This window comes from Geobacter pickeringii, assembly GCF_000817955.1.
In the GTDB taxonomy this organism is placed as follows: domain Bacteria; phylum Desulfobacterota; class Desulfuromonadia; order Geobacterales; family Geobacteraceae; genus Geobacter; species Geobacter pickeringii.
This window is the reverse complement of the sequence record NZ_CP009788.1, coordinates 2,853,326-2,871,375: the sequence shown is the minus strand read 5'-3', so window position 1 is coordinate 2,871,375 and position 18,050 is coordinate 2,853,326. Positions and strand designations below refer to the sequence as shown.

Genomic DNA, 18,050 nt, shown 5'->3' with positions numbered 1-18,050 from the left:
GTGTCATGTGAAGAGCTTACCATCTCTCGGGGAGAAACAGGCGTATCCCCACGGTCGCGACGAAACTTGTCGGGTCGAATTTCCCGACCGTTATGCCGCTCTGCTTTATATCGCTCTTGGCGGCGACGATCCCTCGAAAGTCCATGGTAAGGGCGATACTCTTGTTCAGGAAGTAATCCATCCCCACATTGGCGTGTCCTCCGACGGTCCAGTCGAGGGTCGAGTTCTCGATATCCCCCTTGATCGCATCGACTCCTCCCCCCAGATAGGGAACCAGGGCGCGTTCCGGCATGAAGCGGTACTGGACTCCTACGGAGATATCGGTGAACTGCGCCTCGCCGGCCTTGGTGCCGACGACCTTGGCGTCGAGCGCCGGGGCATGGGTCACGTCCAGTTCCCCCGCCAGATGGTCGCTGAATCCGTAGATGAGCCCGCCGCCGCCGGCAAAGCCGGGGTCGGTTTCGAAGCTGGCGCCTTTGATGTCACTGTCGTTTATCGGCACGGCAACCCCCGCCTTGCCGGTGAGCCCCAGCCTTCCGGTGATGGTTCCGGCCAGGGCGCTGCCGGTGGCAAGGCAAAGGAGAATGACGGAAAAAACGGTGATTCTGCGCATGGTTCCTCCTGGATAATATCAATTGGTATTACAGGCCTTGGCATCGAGCCCCGGCGGTTATCTCAATACGGTTGCCGAAACAGTCTGGCCAGCGGAATCCTTTGCGGAAATGATCACCGAACCGGCCCATTGCGAGGTGTCGACGAGGCGTGCGACTGCAGTCACGCCGTCGGGCTGCAGGGTTACGGTCACGCGGCTCGTCGTGTTGGAGGTGACGCTGTAGGGGGCAACCCCGCCGGAGATGGTAAAGGTAATATCGGTTGCCGTGCCGAACAAAGCAGAGGCGGGGGTGATTACGAGGGTCGGCAGCTTTGCCGTCAGTGAATACATCCCTCCGACATAGGCGACGATCGGATTGGCGTCGTTGGTCACCGCCTTGTAGACGATGGAGTCGATCTTGGTTATGCCGGGGGCGGGCAGCGGCATGGTGACGGAGACGTTGAATACCCCCATGCCGGCGGAATCGGTGGTGACGGTCTGCTGGTTCGGCTCGGTGACCGGGCTTTTCAGATAATCGATGACGACGGCGGAATCGTTGGACTGGCTGTAGAGCGACAGGGTGACCGGTACCCCCACCCGCGGGTTGCCGTTGGAATCGGTCAGCTTGAAGGGGACCAATTGAAGGAAGCGCTCTGCGATGGCGAGGTTCGGATCCTCCTCCTTGCTCATGGGGGGAAGAAGCCCGTTTTCACCGATGGAAATGACGCCGGTGCCGCGCACGATCTGGAAACTCGTGTAGGCGCGGTAGATGTTGCCGCTGACGGTGGCCGTGGCCTCTATGATGACGTTGGTGGTATAGAGGACGTTGCCGGCGGTGAAGATTGCATCGGATGCGCCATTTTTGTCGCTGACCGGCGTGGTGCTGCCGATAATTCCCGGGCCGGCCAGGACCGAAAAGGTGACCGCTGCGTTCGGGATCGGCTGGCCCGTCCCAATGTGAAAGCCGGTCACTTGGTCTATTATGTCTCCGCCGCCCACATTCAGGAGCTTTGCCGAGAGCAGGACCGTGCCGATGTTGGCGTCGATCTGCGGCAGTTTGGTCAGATCGGATGGCTTTGTCAGGTCGGTGGTCAAAACCATGCTGACCTCGGGGTTCTGAGCCGTGATGGGAGTGCTCCCCACGGTCGTAGTGCTACTTCCCCCCGAGACGAACGGGCTGCTTGCTGCCGTGATGCTGCCCGAACCGCCGCAGCCGCCCAGGGAGAGCAGCATCAGAGTCAGAAGGAACATTGAGAGGACGGTGGTGCAGCGCATAACTCCTCCTTTGTGACAAAATTGCAGATAGTTGCACAAAACAAGGTGGTTGCAGGGGACTAATCGAGTGCGGCTGGTAAGCGTGTGCTTGTTGACAATAAAAATAATCACATTAAATATTGTTTATTTTTATAGATTGCTTTGGCTGAGGGGAATGTCAATTCCGGTTATGAAGAATAGCTTCTCTGGGGGAATGGGCCGACATCAAGGAGAATGAGTCTGCCGGGGAGCGTGTGGAGAGTCGTTGCACCAACAAGAGAAGGGGAGATCATCCGATCTCCCCTTCTCCCGTCAGAGCTAAAGCTTTTCCGGCCTATGCCGCGTGCGGTGCTGCCTCCGCCTCGTACCGCTCCAGCACTTCGCGGTACTTCTGCTCGAAATCGGCCGGGGTGCGGGCTTCGGCGGTGCAGTAACCGGCGACGATCCCGCCGCGCATCTCCTGAGGGATGACCCGCTCCGCCAGGGGGTAGAGGATGTTGTCCTCCTTGTCGATATGCTCGCGGAGCATGGTGAGGTAGCCGAGGGCGTTGTCGGTGATGTCGCGGTTGCGGGTGGCGTCGCCTCCGGCTGCTGCCCGCGCTGCTTCTTCCATCGCCTTTACGTAGGCGCGGCCCCGGTCGTGCTCCATCAGCATGGCGGCCACCGGGCTGTTCTCCCGCGGCATGCCGTTACGGACCAGCGCTTCGAAGAGGACGTCCTCCTCCTTGGCGTGGTGGAAGCGGTCGGCGTAGCTGCGGATGAAGTCCACCGCATCTTCGTAGAACCGATAGTAGGTGTACTTCCCCTCGGCGGTGAGGATGGCGTTGCGCTCCAGGACGGCAAGCATCCGGAGGATCAGGGTATGCTCATGGACCAGGGCCTGGGTAATATCCGTTTTCATGGTCGGTACCTCGTTCGATCGCCCCTTTTTCGGGGGTCAGTTCCTTCTCTCGCCGTCGATGCCGATGACGATCGTCTCCAGCGGAATGTCGCGTCCCGACTGGGCCACCGCCTGCTTCACCATGACGTCGAGGCCGCGGCAGCAGGGGACTTCCATGATGGCGACGGTGACGCTCTTTACCTCGCTTTCGCGGAAGATGGTGGCGAGCTTCTCCACGTAGGTGCCGGTCTCGTCCAGCTTGGGGCAGGCGATGGCGAGGGCTTTTCCCTTCAGCAGGTCCCGGTGGAAAGAGCCGAGGGCAAAGGCGACGCAGTCGGCCGAGACGAGGATGTCGGCGTTCCTGAAGTAGGGGGCCGTGGGCGGTACCAGGTGGAGCTGCACCGGCCACTGGCGCAGTTCCGACGGGGTTTGGGCGGTGTCGTTCGTGGTGGTGGTTTCTTCTCTTTCGATGACGCGAGCCATGCTGCCGGGGCAGCCGCAACCGAGATGTGACATGATCTGTTCTCCTTGTAATGGTGTGATGGGTGTGCGCGTTATGTCTTAAGCAGCTTTCCGGGCCAGAAGGTCGTTGATTTCCGCCTCGATCCGCGCCTCGTCCTCTTTGGAGAGGCCGTGGATCGAGACCACGTCCTTCAGGAGGCAGATCCCCACCTTGCAGGTGACGCAGCCGATGTCGTAGCGCTGCAGGATCTCGCCGATTTCGGGGTATGCTGCAATGACGTCCTGGATCGCCGTGGTGCCGAGATCGTTTTTCAGTTCCATTGTCGTCCTCCCTCGTTCGTGATGATTCCACCTTACCCCTGTTGCATCGAAAAAATTATGATGTGGGTCAAAAAAGCGGAGTTCTTCGCGACGTTCTGGAGAGGACAATTGGGGGGCGAAACCGGGGGGGATTGGGGAGGGAAATGGGAGCGCCGGCGGGCCGTGGCAAGGCGGCCCGCCGGTGGTCAGGAGGTGAGACGCACCGTTCTTCGCCTCACTGGTGCGTGGAGGGGGCCGGCATGTAATCGGTATGGCAGACGTAGCAGTTCCAGAGCCAGTAACTGTCTCCCTGATATTTCTGCGGCAGCCCGTTGTCGACATGGTTGGTCGAGGAGAATTCCGCATGGGGGCTGTTGTGGCATGCGGCGCAGTAGAGCTGGCCGTTCATCTTCGGGTCGGGGGAGTTGGTGAAGATGGAGTTGCGGTAGAGGGTGGCGCTGTTTTCCTGGTGGAGGCTGCCGTGGCAGTCGCCGCACCGGGGCTCTTCGAGCCACGGTTTCCGGCCGTTCTGCAGGGCGGTGGTCATGGCCGACAGATTCCCGTGGCAGTCGGTGCAGGTCTGGCCGGCGTGGGACATGATCCCCCGCAGGCAGTTGGTCCGCGGACCGGGATGGCAGTTGTAGCATTCGGGGCTTTGGCTGCTGCCGGTGCTGACCATTTTATCCCGGTGGAAGCCGTGCATGGCGAGGGAGAGGTTCGTGACTCCCGGTTTCCCCGCAAGCCCCAGGGCGTTGTCGGCGTGGCACTCGGCGCAGAGGTGGAGAACCCCCTTCGCCTGGTCGGCGGCAAGGGTCGTCCCGGTGCGGCGGTCGTGGGTCTGAAGGATGTTCAGGTAGGTGTCGGCCATGCCGTGGCAGTTGCTGCAGTTCATTTCGGTGGAGACCGGCACCACCACCGACGCGGTCTGCAGCACCGCGCCGGTGGCGGTGTTGGTGACGGTGATCGTCGCTGTGCCGTAGGGGTCCCAGGTTCCGTCATCGTCGTAGGGGGTGACGGGGATTCCCGTCGCCACGAAGCCGAGGTTGTTGGCATCGACCGCCATGGTGCCGGCGAGGGGGGTGCCGGTGATCCCGATGTTGGGGGGGACGTTCCATCCGTACTTTGCGGCGTACTGCCAGAAGTTGGTGTTGCGGGCCGAGTCGGTCTTCTTCGGGAATGCGTAGCTGACGGTGATGCCGCTCGTCACCACCCCGACCCCCCGCTGGATCACCTGGACGTGGAGCGTGTTGAACGGCGGCAGTACGCAGAAGTATGAGTAGTCGTCCTGGGCGCAGTGCATCCCCAGGTCGTTCCAGGCGACGACGACGTAGTTCATGGTGGCCGCCGGGATCATCCGGCCCGGCTGGGCGGCGGAGTAGTTCCAGTAGACGCCGGGGCTCCGGGAGAGGCTCCAGTTGAAGCTGGCGCTCCCCCCCGCCGGAACGGAGCAGATCCGCGAGGTGGTGCCGTAGCCGGCGGCGGAAACGGTGAGGGTGTAGGTCCCGGCGGGGCGCGGCATGGTATAGACCCCGTTGGCGTCCGTTGTTGCGGTACTGCTGCCGTCGGTGACGGTGACCCCCGCCAGGGGGGTGCCAGTGGCCATGTCCCGGACGACGCCGGTTACCGTCCCCCCGGTCAGTGGCGGCGTTCGATTCCCGTCTCCCCCGCCGCAGGCGGCAAGGACGAGCATGATGATCGCGATTCCGTACCGTAAACAGTTCGTGAGGGCTCTTCTCATCTTTCTGCCTCCGTGGAATGGTTGCGCAGCACGATGGATCTCCCCTTCGGCAATGGCCGTCGCAACGTCCCCCGGCGGGAGGGGGGGCGGAAATGACAAGCCCCGCGGGATTCCGCGGGGCTTGCTGTCTTTCGCCGTCGACACGCGTGACGGAATCGGACGAACCGGCGGGGAGAGATGCCCCGCCTATACGACCACCATGGGCCGCATCATGTCGTGCTCCTCGTGCTCCAGGATGTGGCAGTGCCAGACATATTCCTTCCCGTTGACCCCCAGCATGGGGCTCAGGCTGTCCGGGACGTTGAACGGCACGGTGGGGAGGTCGAAGCGCATCATGATTCTCGTCACGGTCCCCGGGTTCATCCGGAGGGTCTCCTTCCACCCCGTTTCGTTCGGATCGGGGCCGGTGGTCGGTCCGGTGAAAACCGTGCTTCCGGCCATGAATTTCGCCACGTCGAACGGTTGCCGGTTGAGGAGCTGGAAGTTCACCAGGTGGAGATGGATCGGGTGGGTGTCGCCGGTGAGGTTGTAGATCTCCCACACCTCGGTGGTTCCGGCATTCACGACCTCAGTTGCCATCTCCATGTACCCCTGGCCCACTCCCCGGACCGCCAGGGCATCGGTGCCGAGCCGCTGGAAGAGTCTTCCCCAGTTGTCAAAGGTCTCGTTGAGGGTAAGCCGCCGCGGCGTTCCTCCCGGATTCTGCAGGAACGGGTCGATGCCGCCCGAGAGGTCGGTGCTGGTGGTGATGGCGAGCGGAATGTCCTGGGAGGTCGGTGCCACCACTTTGAACCGCATGAGGATGCGGGTGTTGGGGCCGAATCCCGCCTTGGTCTGGCCGTTGACCGGATTCCCCGCCACGTTGAGCCCCGGGAAGTAATCGTTGCGCGGGTCCCCCATGGGGAAGGGAGCCGGGGCATCGCTGTAGAGGACGATGCTCTTGCCGACGTACTTGCTGAAGTCGATGATGATGTCGGCCCGCTCAGCCGGCGCCATGATGAGGGAGCCGCTCAGGGCGAGGGGGTTGAACGGGGTGCTGGTGGAGACGGGCACCGGTTTCGGGAGGAACCCCCCTTCGGTCCCGATCTGGAGAATCTTCGAGTCCTTCTGGGCGCCATCGATGAACGGCGCGTTTTTCGGATTGCCGTTGGCATCCAGGGTGATGCCGTTGGGGCTGCCGTCGTCCACATAGAGCTGCAGGTTCATGAAGCGGGCCTGGCAGGCGTTGAGTATCCGCAGGCGGTAGCGGCGCCCCTCGACGGTGGCCTCGGGGAAGACGGTTCCGTTGACCAGCATGGTGTCGCCGAACATCTCGGGGATGGCCGACGGATTGGGGAGCGGGATGCCGGTGTTGGTCAGACGCCAGCGGTTGCGCTCGTAAATGTGGGGGTACCAGAGGCTTCCCGGGCTCTTCAGGCCGGTCCAGGTCGGATCGATCCAGCCGATGTTCGAGCCGACGAAGATCTTGTCCTGGAAGACGAGAGGAAGTTCCTGGACGGTGGTCCCTCCCAGCACCGAATCCTCGATGAACGGCGGAAGGCCCTGGTTCCGCAGGCCGGCCTCGAAATCGTCCCGGATGATGTAGGCCGTCGCCAGCCCTGCATAGGCGTTGGTGCGCGTGATGTCGTGGGCATGGTCGTGGTACCACATCATCCGCGCGCTCTGCTGGTTCGGATAGTAGATTTCCCCCTGGCCCGGCTTGAGACTGGGGTTCAGGATCTTGAACAGATTCGTGGAGCCGTTGGCGATGCTCGGCCCGTAAACGGGGTTGGAGGCGGGCCCCCAATAGGCCATGGGGCCGCCGTCGCTGATCCACGGCACAAACCCGCCGTGCAGGTGGACTGAAACGCGGTTCACGCTCTGTTGGGCATCGGAGAAGATGGAGCTCGTATCGGCCGGGATGATCGCCTTGGCCGGGAGGTTATTGGTGAAGGTGATCTGGACCGGCTTGTTTTTCCACGCCACGATGATCCCGCCGAGGTGTTTCGGCGGTTGGATTCCCCCCCCGAGGGGGTTGGCGGGGTTGTACCCCCAGAGGGTCGTCGGGCCGAGGGTGGGGCAGACGCCGGCATCCTGGAACTGGCCGGCGGTGACACTGTAATGGTCCGCTCCGGTCACCGGTGATACCCCATCCTTGGCTGCCACGGGAATTCCGCCGGGTCCCACGCCGCGCAGCGGGGTCTTGAAGAGGGGGATAACGTTGGCCGGGCTCTGATAGAACGCAAACGCGTCGCGCTGCCCAAGCCATCTCACCGGCAGCGGGAGCATGGTCGCACCGGCGGCGAGACCGCTGATTTGCAGGAATTTCCTTCTGCTGATCTTTTTCATGGCATCCCGTCCTTTCTTTCCGCAATGGTGAGCAGGGCCGTTTATATCCTTCTTCTGACCAGAACCAGTCCCAGGATGCCGGCGCCGACAAGCATGACGGTTCCCGGTTCGGGCACCGGTGCGGCATCGGAGGTGGACCTGGCTTCGGCAATGAGTTTGATCCGATCTCCGCCAAAGACATTCATCGGGCTGAACAGGTGGGTGTAGAAGTCCGCGCCGTTTGCCGGCTGGCTGAGCGGGTCGAGGGAGTCGAACAGGTAGCTGTCCGAGAAGGTCTGGTTGCGGGTCGTGTCGATGAGCTGGAGGAAAACTTCACCTTTTCCCTTGGCGGCACCAAGGACTGAATTGTCGAAGAGCATCGCGAACACATAATCGGCGGTCACGGTCAGCTTTCCCTTGTCACGCGGTTTCCCGGTGATGGTGAAAAACTGCTCGTAGCGCGCCATGTCCTGAACGATCACGTGGGCCCCATCGGCCGGAGTTGCCGCAACGGTCGACGCGAGGACTACGAAATCGCCGCCGAGACCGTTGTTGTTGATCCCGTTGATGGTGGGATCGCCACCGGGCACGGGAGATCCCGCGACCGACGGGTTGGACACGCCATAGTAGTTGCTGCCGGTTTCATTGAGGCTGACGGCGGCAAAATTCCCCAGAGGGTTGCTGAAGGTGTCCGTTGCGGTATTCGTCCCACTGCCCCGAACCTTTCCGCCGACCGTCACCGTGGATGAGGCGCTGGTGTTGAACGTGCCGAACTGGATGCCGAGTTTGGGGTTGGTCAGACCGAAGGTGAAATTGTCGATCTGGGTTTCGACGGAGATGAAGGTCGCGGACGAAACCGATGCCCAGGCCAGAATTCCCAACAGACAGAGATACCCGACGACTGTTTTCTTTGCGGTTTCTTTCATGGAAGGCCTCCTTTGGGGTAGCGTGAGGGTCTTGCAATGTTTACAAAACCATGGAGTTTCTATGTGTAAAGGGCAATAGTTGTGCCAGTTTGTAACTGGCTTAGATTGTTGCGTTTTTCGGGTGTGGGCTGATTGGTGTAAACCGTGCCGACAGTGCCGTTTTTTCGACAAATCGCTTTTGGCAGTGATTTCCCAGCCTTGCTTTTTTTGAAATCAGTAAGCGGGAAAGAGGGTACTGTTAAGGAAACCGACAATTTACATCCGACTGGGAAATCGGAGAGCAGAAAGCGAAATAAGTTCCGAGAATGGCAGCGGGGCAGGATCATGCACGATCCTGCCCCGCGATTTTTCTGAAGAAAGGGGTATTAACCGATGGAAACCTTTTTCCGATAGGCGAAGAATCCTGCCAGCCCGAGCCCCAGCAGAATGACGGTGCCCGGCTCGGGGACGGGTGCCACGGTCACGCTGGCGCTTGCGGGAGCGAAGGGGGTGGTGGCAAGGTTGCCGAGGAGAAGATATTCGCTCGTGCCGAGGAGATTGACCGGGCTGGTGCCAACTCCCGTGCCGGCAAAGGTCAGGGTGGCGATGGTGAAGGTGCCGTCGGTCAGGAGATCAGCTGCCGACCCCAGGGGACCGACCCCCGCAAGATGGAGGGAGAGGTCGAGGGGGTCCTGGAAGAAATTCGCCACGTAGTTGGCCACCGCGGGGGTGAAGGTTCCCAGGTTGAGAAAGACGTTGTCGTCCGGATTGGGGTTGGTGCTGGTGAGGATTGCCGGATTGAACGCGATGTCCAGGGCAAATCCCTGAAGCGTTTCTGCCGCGCCCAGGGTCAGGTCGACGCCGATGCTGGCCTGTTGCCCCAGTTGGATGCTCTGGTTAAGCGGATTGAAGGAGATTGTTGCCGCCATGGCCTGCCCGCAGGCAAGCAGCAGGCAGAGCATGCCGAGTGCAAGAGTTCGTTTCATCGTGGCCTCCTTGTCATGATGGTTCATGCCCCGTCCCTCCCGCAGGCGGGACGGGGCATGACTTTTCTGTGCCGGTTCTCAGATGATCGGAGGAGCGGGCTGCGCCAGAACCTTCTTGAGCAGCAGTACGGCATCGAGGATGTCGACCTTGCCGTCGCCGTTCAGGTCGTATGCGAATTTTGACGGCGTCTTGCTGCCGAGCTGACGCAGGAGGATCAGGACGTCGGCAATGGTCAGCTTCCCGTCGCCGTTGAGGTCCGGCATGTTCAGATTGAACCGGACGACGTAGGGGCGCATCATCTCGTTGTCCTCATGCTCGAGGATGTGGCAGTGCCAGACATAGAGGCCGGCCCGGTCAAACTTCGCCTTGAGGCGGGTGATCATCCCCGGAAGGGCGATAACGGTATCCTTGTAGCCAAGCTCGGTCGGCTTCGGCGGGATCGCCGGGCCGGTGGTGGCAAAGGTCAGAACATTGAACGGCTGCCGATCGATGACCTCGAAGCGGACCAGGTGCAGGTGGATCGGATGGCCGTCCACCGTGAAGTTGTAGATCTCCCACGTCTCGGTGTCGCCAACGGCCGGCGTTTCCGTGATGGCGTCGGCCCACATCATCGGCATGCTCATGGTCTTGACGCCGGTGACCGGATCGGTCATGAAGACCCCCAGCTTGGCCGCCTTGGGAGCCATCGGCATGCCGCCGGCCGCGGCGCAGGTGGCTGCAAAGGTGGGTCCCGGGGTATTGAAGATCGTGGTGACGCTGCCGGTGATGGCATCGACCTTCACGCAGAGCTGGGTCGATTCCTCTTCGTTCAGGGTGACCTGGCGGACCTTGACCGGGGCGCCGAGGGGGCCTTCCGCCGGAAGAACCAGGTTCTGGGGCGGCGTGGTCAGGGCATCGGACGGCTGGGTCAGGGCCGCTCTCACCACGAATTGCATCACCTGGCCGGAGGTGGCGGGGTCGGCCGGAATGTCCGGGAAGCCGCCGAAGGGGTTGTCGGGGGCGGTGTTGGTCATCCGGATGATGGTGCCGTCGGCCATGCCGGTGAAGTCGACGATGACGTCAGCCCGTTCCGCCGGGCCCATGAGCAGGGCGTACTGGGGGTTGGGGGCTGCAACGGGGACGGGGGTCGTGCCGTTGCCGGGGAGCGGCGTGGCAAAGCCGGTCTGCACCTTGACCACCTGGGGCAGGAATCCCTGGTCCGCTCCGATCTGGTAGAAGGGGACTTCCGGCCCCTGCACCAAGCCGTTCATCTGGAACAGCGCCAGGTTCAGGGTCCGGGAGTTGCTGCCGTCCAGAAGCCGGAACCGATAGCGGGCGGGGGCCACTTCGAAGACCGGCCAGGTGGAGCCGTTGACCACCATGGTGTTAAAGAACGCCTCGGGGTTCCAGATGGGGGAGATGTCCGAAACCGGGATATACGGGATGTTGAGGATGCCGGTGAAGCCGGACTGGGGCGGTTGCCCCGGCAGGCTGAGCCGTTCGAAGAATGCCCGGTTGGCCGGGTAGAAGAGGGAGCCGTCGAGGTTGAAGGAGCGGTCCTGAACGACGATCGGGATCTCGCGGATCGTCGCCCGGAACGTGGGGTCGAAGTTCGGGTCGCCGCCGTTGGCGGTGGGTGCCGGCCCCGGGAGTCTCCCATCGTTCGCTGCCGCCGTCGTGCCGTCGTCCACGAACTCGTCGCCGTTGGCCCCGCCGCGGATCAGCCAGAAGCCGGCCGGACCGGCATAGACGTTGCTCCGGGTGATGCCGAGGGAGTGGTCATGGTACCAGATCGTCGTGGCCGGCTGGTTGTTCTCGTAGGTGAAGAAGGCCGAACCGGGAACGGCGTTGGTTCTGTTGTACTGATCGTAGAGTCTGCCGCGCTTGGCGTAGCCAGCGGGGATGTTCTGCGCCGCCGGCAGCCACCACGCCTCGGGGTAGCCGTCGCTTTCGGCATTGACGTGGGAGCCGTGGACGTGGGTCACCATCGGCACCGGGCCGGTATAGGGGGCCGGGTTCATGGTCCGGCAGTCAGTGTGATTGGTGCCGTCGCTGCACCCTTTTGCCGGCGGGTTGGCCCAGTGGAGGGTCTGGTCGATGGCAAAGAGGTGGGGGAGGTAGTTGCCGTTGGCGTCCACGAGGTCGTTGATCCACCGCACCGAGGTCGGGGCTCCGGAAGTATTCTCCACCGTGAAGGCCGGATAGTTGAAGGAGATGTTGTTCGCCAGGGGGGCCGGAGCCGTGAAGTTCGCCGGCAGGACATCCTGGGCCCGACCGTAGCTCCAGACGGTGCTGGCGCCGTAGCCGGTGGGGAGGATCTGCTGCTTGAACTGCCGGACCGCGATGTTGTAATCGGCTGCCGGGGCGCCGGGCTGAGTGGTGCTCTTCGGCATCACCGGCGGAATGACGAGGGGGGTCACGTACTTCGGAATTGTCGTGGGGTCCAGCGTCCCGCCGGGAACAGGCGCGGCGGAGGAGTTGCCCTGCAGAACGAGCAGGCCAATTCCCAGAGCAAACATGGTCTTCAGTGATGCAGTCTTGATAATCATGTGGTTGGTTCCTCCTTTCGATCGGACTGGGAGTGGCTTGTTCACGTTCTTTGGACGAGTCACCTCCTTGGCGTCATTGATGGTTCCCCAAAGGGGAGAAACGTTTCTTCCCGTTTCGCCGGTCATCCGTCGGGATAAAAAAAGCCGGATCGCCTGGGGATGGAGCATCCTTCGGCAACCCGGCTGTCTTCCTGGCGGAAGATCCGTGGCTTTCCGTCCCCGCTTCGCAACGGGTTTGGCTTTTCTGGATTTGGGTTTCTTTTCAAGGCAATGGGCGGGGAACGTCCATTGCCGGAGTTGTAGTCAATTAAGTGAAAACGGCAAATACGGTGCCACGTTGTAACTCGATGGAATCACTTGATGACGAGCGGCGCGTCATCAGGTTGTGTAAGCTGCTCCGACGAAAACGGAGCCCATCCATCGAAAGACTTGACAACTATCTGTTTTTTCATGAGAACTGCCGTCTCTGAGGTCCGCCGCCGCGGTCATTGCGGGGACGGTGCCGCCGGTTCCTGCGTCGGGGGCTGCACGGAAATCAGTTCGATCTCGTAGATGACAACCCGGTCGGCCAGCGGCCCCCGCTCATCGAAGGCGAGTTGCGGGGGGAGGAAAAGCTGCCACGTGGCCCCTTCACCCATGAGGGGGAGCGCTTCCTGCAGGCCGGGAATGATCTTGTCGAGCGGGAAGCTCCGCGGCTTCCTGTCGCGATAGGTGCTGTCGAATTCGGTGCCGTCAGCCAGCGTGGCGCGGTAGTTGACCGTGACGGAATCCTTCAGGGTCGGCTTGCGGCCGGTCCCTTCCTTCACGACCGTGTACTGCAGGCCGTTCTCCAGGCTCCGCACCCCGTCCTTGCGGGCGTTCTCCGCCAGAAATTTACGGGCATCGTCGCGATACCTCGCTGCAAGCCGTTTCTTCTGCTCTTCCTGCCCGGCCGCCATTTTCTTCTTCAGGTCCACAAGAATGGTGCGCATCTCGTCGAGGGGGATGGCGGACTTCGTCTCCTTGAGCCCGTCGGTGATCCCCTGCAGCACCACCTCGGGGGTGAGGTCGACCCCTTGTTGTCTGAAATCGCTTCCAACCTGATAGCCGATGCTGTAGCTGATCCTGTCCTGTTCGGCGGTCAGCTCTTTCTTCTCTCCGGCCCAGCACGGGCCGAAAGCGAGAACAGCGGCGACTGTGCCGATGGCGAGATGCTTCATCCGGGATTCCTTTCAGTGTGTCGCCTGTCTTTTGCAGGTGAAGATGGCGTCCGTGGTGTAGTGGTAATTGTAGCGTAAAAAAATTTATTGCAAGGAGACGAATTAAAAGTTTTTTAAAGTCTTGCAACAAAAAATAACGATTTGTTGAATAGTTATCCCTGGCTGACTGTAAGGTAATCCGACGGTCGGGGCAAACTTCAGGTCCGAAGGTGACGCCGGCCGGCCAGGGGGAAGTGACCTGAACCCGCGAGTGATCAGATGCTCTCGATGAAGAGAAGCGCCGGGTCCTCCAGGTAGCGGACAACTTTCATGAGAAATGCGGCCGCGTCGGCTCCGTCGGTCACCCGGTGGTCGAAGGTGAGGGAGAGGGGGAGAATCTTGCGGATGGCGATCTGGCCCCGGTGGACCCAGGGGCGGTCGGCGATGCGGCCGAAGCCGAGGATCGCCACGTCGGGCCAGTTGATGATGGGGGTGGCGAAGACGCCGCCGAAATGGCCGTAGTTGGTGAGGGTGAAGGTGCTTCCCCGCATTTCGTCCAGCGCGATGGTCCGCTCCCGGGCTTTCTTGCCCAGTTCCTGAACCTCCGCCGCCAACTCGATGACGCTCTTCTTCTCCACGTCCCGGATCACCGGCACCATGAGGCCGTCGGGGGTCTCCACGGCGATGCCGAAGTGGTAGTGCTTCTTGAGGACGATCTCCCCGGCCCCGTCGTCGATGGCGGCGTTGAGCCAGGGGTGCTCCCGCAGGGCGTGCTGGGCCGCCTTGATGAAGAAGGGGAGGAAGGTGAGGTGGGCGCCCCGCCCCTCCACCGCCTGCTGCTCCCGCTCCCGCAGCTCCCACAGTTCGGTGATGTCGGCCTCTTCCATGCCGGTGACGGAGGCGGTGTTCCGCTGGGAGGCGATGACGTTGCGCGCGATGGCCCGGCGCACCCCCCGCAGGGGAATCCGTTCCGTGGGGCCGAAGGTTTCCGTGGCGGTCCTGGCGAGAGCCGGCACGCGCTCCAGATCCTCCGGCGTGATGCTCCCCCGGGGGCCGTTCCCCCGGACCTCGCGCAGGTCGATTCCCCGCTCCCGGGCGAGCTTCCGAACCAGCGGCGAGGCGAGGATTTCGTGCTCCTCCTCCGCCTCGGGGAGTTCGCCGACGATCCCCACCGACTTCGGCCGTTCCGCCGCGGGAGCCGCTCCCTCCTCGATGATGGTAAGGAGCGTCTCCCCCACCCGCACCGTTTCCCCCTCACGGCGGGCAAGGCGCCCCACCGTCCCGGGCCGGGGAGAGGGGACCTCCACGACCGCCTTGTCGGTCTCTACCTCGGCCACCGGCTGGTGTTCGCGGACGCTCTCTCCCTCTTTCACCAGCCAGCGCCGCAGCTCCGCCTCGGTGATCCCTTCGCCGAGATCGGGGAGTTTGAAGTCAAACGGCATCGAAACCCTCCTCAGTAGCGTAAAACCTCATCCAATGCGGCTTGAATCCGCTCCGGCGACGGCAGGTAGTGGTCCACGAGCTTCGCCAGCGGCACCGGCACGTCGGGACCGGCGACGCGGAGCACCGGCCCCCGGAGGTGGAGGATCGCCTCTTCGGCCACGGTGGCGGCGATCTCGGCGCCGAGTCCGCAGGTCCGGGGGGCCTCGTGGACGATCACGAGCCGGCCGGTCTTTTCCACCGACGTCAGCAGCGTTTCCCCGTCGAAGGGGGAAAGGGTCTGCGGGTCGATAACTTCGGCGTCGTACCCCTCCACCGCTTTCAGGGTCCGCTGGAGCATGCTCCCCCAGGCGACCACGGTCACGGCGCTCCCCGGCCGGGCGATGCGGGCCCGGCCGAGGGGGATGGTGTACTCCCCTTCCGGCACCTCCTCCTTCACCATCCGGTAGAGGCGGGTCGGCTCCAGGAAGAGCACCGGGTCGGGGTCGCGGATGGCGGCCAGCAGCAGCCCTTTGGCACTGTACGGTCCCGAAGGGACCACCACCTTGATCCCCGGCATGTGGCAGAAGAAGGCCTCGGTGCTCTCCTCGTGGAGTTCCGGCGCCTTGATCCCGCCGCCGTAGGGGGTGCGGACCACGAGCGGCGCGGCGAAGCGTCCCCGGGAGCGGGTGCGGATGCGGGCGGCGTGGGCGAAGAGCTGGTCCACGGCCGGGTAGATGAACCCCATGAACTGGATCTCCGCCACCGGCCGCAGCCCGTAGGCCGCCATCCCCACCGCCGCGCCGACGATGGCCGATTCCGAGAGCGGCGTGTCGATCACCCGGTCGGGGCCGAACTGCTCGAAGAGTCCTTCCGTGATCCGGAAGACCCCGCCGTCCTTTCCCACGTCCTCGCCGAGGAGCACCACCCGGTCGTCCCGCGCCATCTCCTCCCGGAGGGCAAGGTTTATTGCCTGGACCATGTTCAGTTGGGTCATGGATTGGATCCGATCAGAATGTGGTGACTTCTTCCCGCTGTCGTCTCTGCCGCGAACTCAACTCCGCGCCGACGAAATCGAACATCCCCCCCGGCTCCGGCGGCGGCACCGCCTCGAAGCGCCGCACCGCCTCGTCGATCTCCCCTTCCGCCTTTCCCTTCAGCTCGGCAGCGTACTCCTCGTTCCAGAGCCCCCGTCTGGCCAGGAACCGTTCGAAGCGGAGCAGCGGATCGCGCTCCCGCCACGCCGCCACCTCCTCGGGGGGACGGTAGCGGCTGGCGTCGTCGGCGGTGGTGTGGTCAGCCATGCGGTAGGTGAGGCACTCGATGAAGGTGGGACCGCCGCCGCTGCGGGCCTTCTCCAGCGCCTCCCGCGTGGCGCGGTAGACGGCGAGAACGTCGTTGCCGTCCACCTGGATGCCGTCGAAACCGTAGGCGAGCGCCTTCTGGGCAAGGGTTGGGGAGGCAGTCTGGGCCGCGAGGGGGATGGAGATGGCCCACTGGTTGTTCTGGCAGATGAAGACCACCGGCAGCCGGAAGACCCCGGCCAGGTTGAACGCCTCGTGGAAGTCCCCCTTGGAGGTGGCGCCGTCGCCGAAGTAGGCGACCACCGCGGTCCGGTCGCCCCGGGTGCGGGCTGCCAGCGCCGCACCGGCTGCGTGGGGGAGGTGGGTGCCGACGGAGACGCAAATCGGGAAGATGTTCATGCCGTCGGGGGTGCGCAGACCCCGCTCATCCCCGCCCCAGTACTGGAAGAGCTGGTGGATGGGGTAGCCGAGGGTGAAGAGCGCTCCCATCTCGCGGAAGGCAGGAAAGACCCACTCCTCCCGGGCGATGGCGAAGGCGCTTCCCACCTGGGCCGCCTCTTGGCCGAGGACCGACGGGTAGGTGCCGATCCGCCCTTCGCGCTGCAGGGCCAGGGCGCGGCCGTCGAAGGTGCGGGTGAGGAGAAGGAGATAGTAGAGCCGCCGGAGCTCATCGCCGGAGAGGGAAGGAAGAAGTGCCTCGTCGGCGTTCCCGTTCTGGTCGATGATCTCCAGGCGTTTGACGGAGAAGGTGGCGAGGGTCGATTCGGGCATGCCTTAATGGTAGCGGGCGCCGGCGTGGAGTCAAGGGGCGGCGGCTCCGTTGCCGTTTTGCGCGAGGGCCGCGTCGGCTTCCGCCACCAGCAGCCGCAGGATCCGGCGGGTGTAGATGACTGAGATCGCCGCCGCGCTCCAGGTGACGAGAAAGACCCCCCACCAGATGCCGGGAAGCCCCCAGCCGAGCCCGAAGGAGAGGAGCCAGAAGACCGGCACCGGCGCGGCGATCTGGCGGAAGAGGCCGATCCAGAGGGCAAAAGCCGGCCGCTGGAGCCCTTGGAGGGCCGAGTTGTTAACGTAGAGGATTACGTAGGCGCCGAGCACCAGCGACTCGACCCGCAGGAGCTGCACCCCCGCCGTCACCACCCCGGCATCCCGGGTGAAGAGCCCCATGAGCGGTCCGGCCAGCAAGAAGACCAGGGCCGTCCCCGCGAGCATCATGAGCTGGCCGACGCGAAACGCCGTCCGCACTGTCTCCTGCACCCGGCCGAGCCTGCCGGCGCCGAAGTTCTGGGCCGTCAGGGAGAGGACTGCGACGTTGAGCCCCATGGCCGGGAGGAGGGCGATCTGCTCGATGCGGGTGCCGATGCCGTAGGCCGCCACCGCCTCCTTGCTGAACCGCCCGGCGAACCAGGTGATGACAAAGATTCCGAGGGCCACGGTCATCATGTTGAGGCTGGCAGGGAACCCCTGGCCCATGAGCCGCCGGAACGGCTCCCGCTGGGGCATGAGGAGCTGCCAGGTGCGGCGGGAGAGGAGCCCTGTCCGCACTACCCGCCGCAGCAGGTAGAGGGTTCCGAGGGCCTGGACCGCCACCGTGGCGAGGGCGATGCCGGCAAGCCCCAGGGCCGGCACGCCGGCACCCCCGTAAAGGAACCACGGATCGAGGCCGAGGTTGAGGAAGAACCCGATCACAAGAAAGTTGCGAAAGCTCTTCGTGTCGCCGCTGGCGTTGAGCATGGCGTTCAGGGCGTAGTTGGCGAGGAAGAAGAGGGTGCCGCCGAACATGACATTCATGTACTCCAGGGCCAGAGAGAGATACTCCCCCGAGGCGCCGAGGAGCCGGAAGAGCGCCGGGGACGCCGCGAACCCCGCCGCCGTGAGGAGCGCCGCGTGGAGCAGGGTGAAGGCGATGGCCTGGGCCGCGTAGAGCTCGGCCTCCTCCTGTTTGTCGGCGCCCAGGGCGTGACCGATCAGCGCCGTAGCCCCCATGGAGGTGCCGGCCCCCACGGCGAGGATGATGAAGAAGAGTGGGAAGGAGAGGGAGAGGGCCGCCAGTGCCTGGGTGGAGATGAGTCCGCCGTAAAAGGTGTCCACCACGTTGAACATGGTGTTGAAGAAAAAGCCGGTCGCCACCGGCACGGTGAGCCGGGTCAGGAGTTTCGGGATCGGGTCGGTGATGAGGTCGAGGGGACGGTGCAT

At 63.5% G+C, this 18,050-nt stretch carries 15 protein-coding genes and 1 riboswitch; all 15 genes read right to left on the bottom strand.

Annotated features, from left to right (window positions below; all coding sequences use genetic code 11):
* Positions 1-16: 16 nt before the first annotated feature.
* A complete protein-coding gene (locus tag GPICK_RS12935) occupies positions 17-613 on the bottom strand; it encodes a porin family protein (protein WP_039743876.1) in 597 nt (198 codons plus the stop codon).
* A gap of 57 nt (positions 614-670) precedes the next feature.
* Positions 671-1,867, bottom strand: a complete 1,197-nt coding sequence (locus tag GPICK_RS12930; RefSeq protein ID WP_039743874.1) for a hypothetical protein — start codon at positions 1,865-1,867, stop codon at positions 671-673.
* 313 nt (positions 1,868-2,180) lie between these two features.
* Positions 2,181-2,747 carry a hemerythrin domain-containing protein gene (locus GPICK_RS12925; RefSeq protein ID WP_039743873.1) on the bottom strand — a complete coding sequence of 189 codons (567 nt, stop codon included), beginning with the start codon at positions 2,745-2,747 and terminating at the stop codon, positions 2,181-2,183.
* Positions 2,748-2,783: 36 nt separating this feature from the next.
* Entirely contained in the window at positions 2,784-3,242 is a 459-nt protein-coding gene (locus GPICK_RS12920; RefSeq protein WP_052263430.1) for a hypothetical protein, read from the bottom strand.
* 45 nt (positions 3,243-3,287) lie between these two features.
* The gene (locus GPICK_RS12915; RefSeq protein WP_039743871.1) at positions 3,288-3,509 is read right to left on the bottom strand and encodes a hypothetical protein; all 222 of its coding nucleotides are present in this window, start codon (positions 3,507-3,509) and stop codon (positions 3,288-3,290) included.
* Between the two features lie 214 nt (positions 3,510-3,723).
* Positions 3,724-5,226 (bottom strand): carboxypeptidase-like regulatory domain-containing protein, encoded by a 1,503-nt coding sequence (locus GPICK_RS12910; protein ID WP_039743869.1) that lies wholly within the window; start codon positions 5,224-5,226, stop codon positions 3,724-3,726.
* 186 nt (positions 5,227-5,412) lie between these two features.
* Complete coding sequence (locus GPICK_RS12905) at positions 5,413-7,554, bottom strand: multicopper oxidase family protein (RefSeq protein ID WP_039743867.1); 2,142 nt, start codon at positions 7,552-7,554, stop codon at positions 5,413-5,415.
* A gap of 41 nt (positions 7,555-7,595) precedes the next feature.
* Positions 7,596-8,459: a PEP-CTERM sorting domain-containing protein gene (locus GPICK_RS12900; protein ID WP_039743865.1), complete on the bottom strand. Its 864-nt coding sequence runs from the start codon at positions 8,457-8,459 to the stop codon at positions 7,596-7,598.
* 365 nt (positions 8,460-8,824) lie between these two features.
* Positions 8,825-9,424 (bottom strand): PEP-CTERM sorting domain-containing protein, encoded by a 600-nt coding sequence (locus GPICK_RS12895; protein ID WP_039743863.1) that lies wholly within the window; start codon positions 9,422-9,424, stop codon positions 8,825-8,827.
* A 78-nt stretch (positions 9,425-9,502) separates the two neighbouring features.
* Complete coding sequence (locus GPICK_RS12890) at positions 9,503-11,953, bottom strand: multicopper oxidase domain-containing protein (protein ID WP_039743861.1); 2,451 nt, start codon at positions 11,951-11,953, stop codon at positions 9,503-9,505.
* Between the two features lie 170 nt (positions 11,954-12,123).
* Positions 12,124-12,203: riboswitch (cyclic di-GMP riboswitch) on the bottom strand.
* 235 nt (positions 12,204-12,438) lie between these two features.
* The gene (locus tag GPICK_RS12885) at positions 12,439-13,152 is read right to left on the bottom strand and encodes an FKBP-type peptidyl-prolyl cis-trans isomerase N-terminal domain-containing protein (protein ID WP_039743859.1); all 714 of its coding nucleotides are present in this window, start codon (positions 13,150-13,152) and stop codon (positions 12,439-12,441) included.
* Between the two features lie 254 nt (positions 13,153-13,406).
* Entirely contained in the window at positions 13,407-14,573 is a 1,167-nt protein-coding gene (locus GPICK_RS12880; RefSeq protein ID WP_039743858.1) for a dihydrolipoamide acetyltransferase family protein, read from the bottom strand.
* A gap of 11 nt (positions 14,574-14,584) precedes the next feature.
* Complete coding sequence (locus tag GPICK_RS12875; protein WP_039743857.1) at positions 14,585-15,547, bottom strand: alpha-ketoacid dehydrogenase subunit beta; 963 nt, start codon at positions 15,545-15,547, stop codon at positions 14,585-14,587.
* A 13-nt stretch (positions 15,548-15,560) separates the two neighbouring features.
* The gene (pdhA, locus tag GPICK_RS12870; protein ID WP_039743856.1) at positions 15,561-16,625 is read right to left on the bottom strand and encodes a pyruvate dehydrogenase (acetyl-transferring) E1 component subunit alpha; all 1,065 of its coding nucleotides are present in this window, start codon (positions 16,623-16,625) and stop codon (positions 15,561-15,563) included.
* A gap of 30 nt (positions 16,626-16,655) precedes the next feature.
* Entirely contained in the window at positions 16,656-18,050 is a 1,395-nt protein-coding gene (locus GPICK_RS12865; RefSeq protein WP_039743854.1) for an MATE family efflux transporter, read from the bottom strand.

Bases quoted from the DNA above. Each gene is read 5' to 3' on its own strand.
- GPICK_RS12935 (WP_039743876.1), bottom strand. From the start codon at position 613: ATGCGCAGAATCACCGTTTTTTCCGTCATTCTCCTTTGCCTTGCCACC.
- GPICK_RS12930 (WP_039743874.1), bottom strand. From the start codon at position 1,867: ATGCGCTGCACCACCGTCCTCTCAATGTTCCTTCTGACTCTGATGCTG.
- GPICK_RS12925 (WP_039743873.1), bottom strand. From the start codon at position 2,747: ATGAAAACGGATATTACCCAGGCCCTGGTCCATGAGCATACCCTGATC.
- GPICK_RS12920 (WP_052263430.1), bottom strand. From the start codon at position 3,242: ATGTCACATCTCGGTTGCGGCTGCCCCGGCAGCATGGCTCGCGTCATC.
- GPICK_RS12915 (WP_039743871.1), bottom strand. From the start codon at position 3,509: ATGGAACTGAAAAACGATCTCGGCACCACGGCGATCCAGGACGTCATT.
- GPICK_RS12910 (WP_039743869.1), bottom strand. From the start codon at position 5,226: ATGAGAAGAGCCCTCACGAACTGTTTACGGTACGGAATCGCGATCATC.
- GPICK_RS12905 (WP_039743867.1), bottom strand. From the start codon at position 7,554: ATGAAAAAGATCAGCAGAAGGAAATTCCTGCAAATCAGCGGTCTCGCC.
- GPICK_RS12900 (WP_039743865.1), bottom strand. From the start codon at position 8,459: ATGAAAGAAACCGCAAAGAAAACAGTCGTCGGGTATCTCTGTCTGTTG.
- GPICK_RS12895 (WP_039743863.1), bottom strand. From the start codon at position 9,424: ATGAAACGAACTCTTGCACTCGGCATGCTCTGCCTGCTGCTTGCCTGC.
- GPICK_RS12890 (WP_039743861.1), bottom strand. From the start codon at position 11,953: ATGATTATCAAGACTGCATCACTGAAGACCATGTTTGCTCTGGGAATT.
- GPICK_RS12885 (WP_039743859.1), bottom strand. From the start codon at position 13,152: ATGAAGCATCTCGCCATCGGCACAGTCGCCGCTGTTCTCGCTTTCGGC.
- GPICK_RS12880 (WP_039743858.1), bottom strand. From the start codon at position 14,573: ATGCCGTTTGACTTCAAACTCCCCGATCTCGGCGAAGGGATCACCGAG.
- GPICK_RS12875 (WP_039743857.1), bottom strand. From the start codon at position 15,547: ATGACCCAACTGAACATGGTCCAGGCAATAAACCTTGCCCTCCGGGAG.
- pdhA (WP_039743856.1), bottom strand. From the start codon at position 16,625: ATGCCCGAATCGACCCTCGCCACCTTCTCCGTCAAACGCCTGGAGATC.
- GPICK_RS12865 (WP_039743854.1), bottom strand. From the start codon at position 18,050: ATGCACCGTCCCCTCGACCTCATCACCGACCCGATCCCGAAACTCCTG.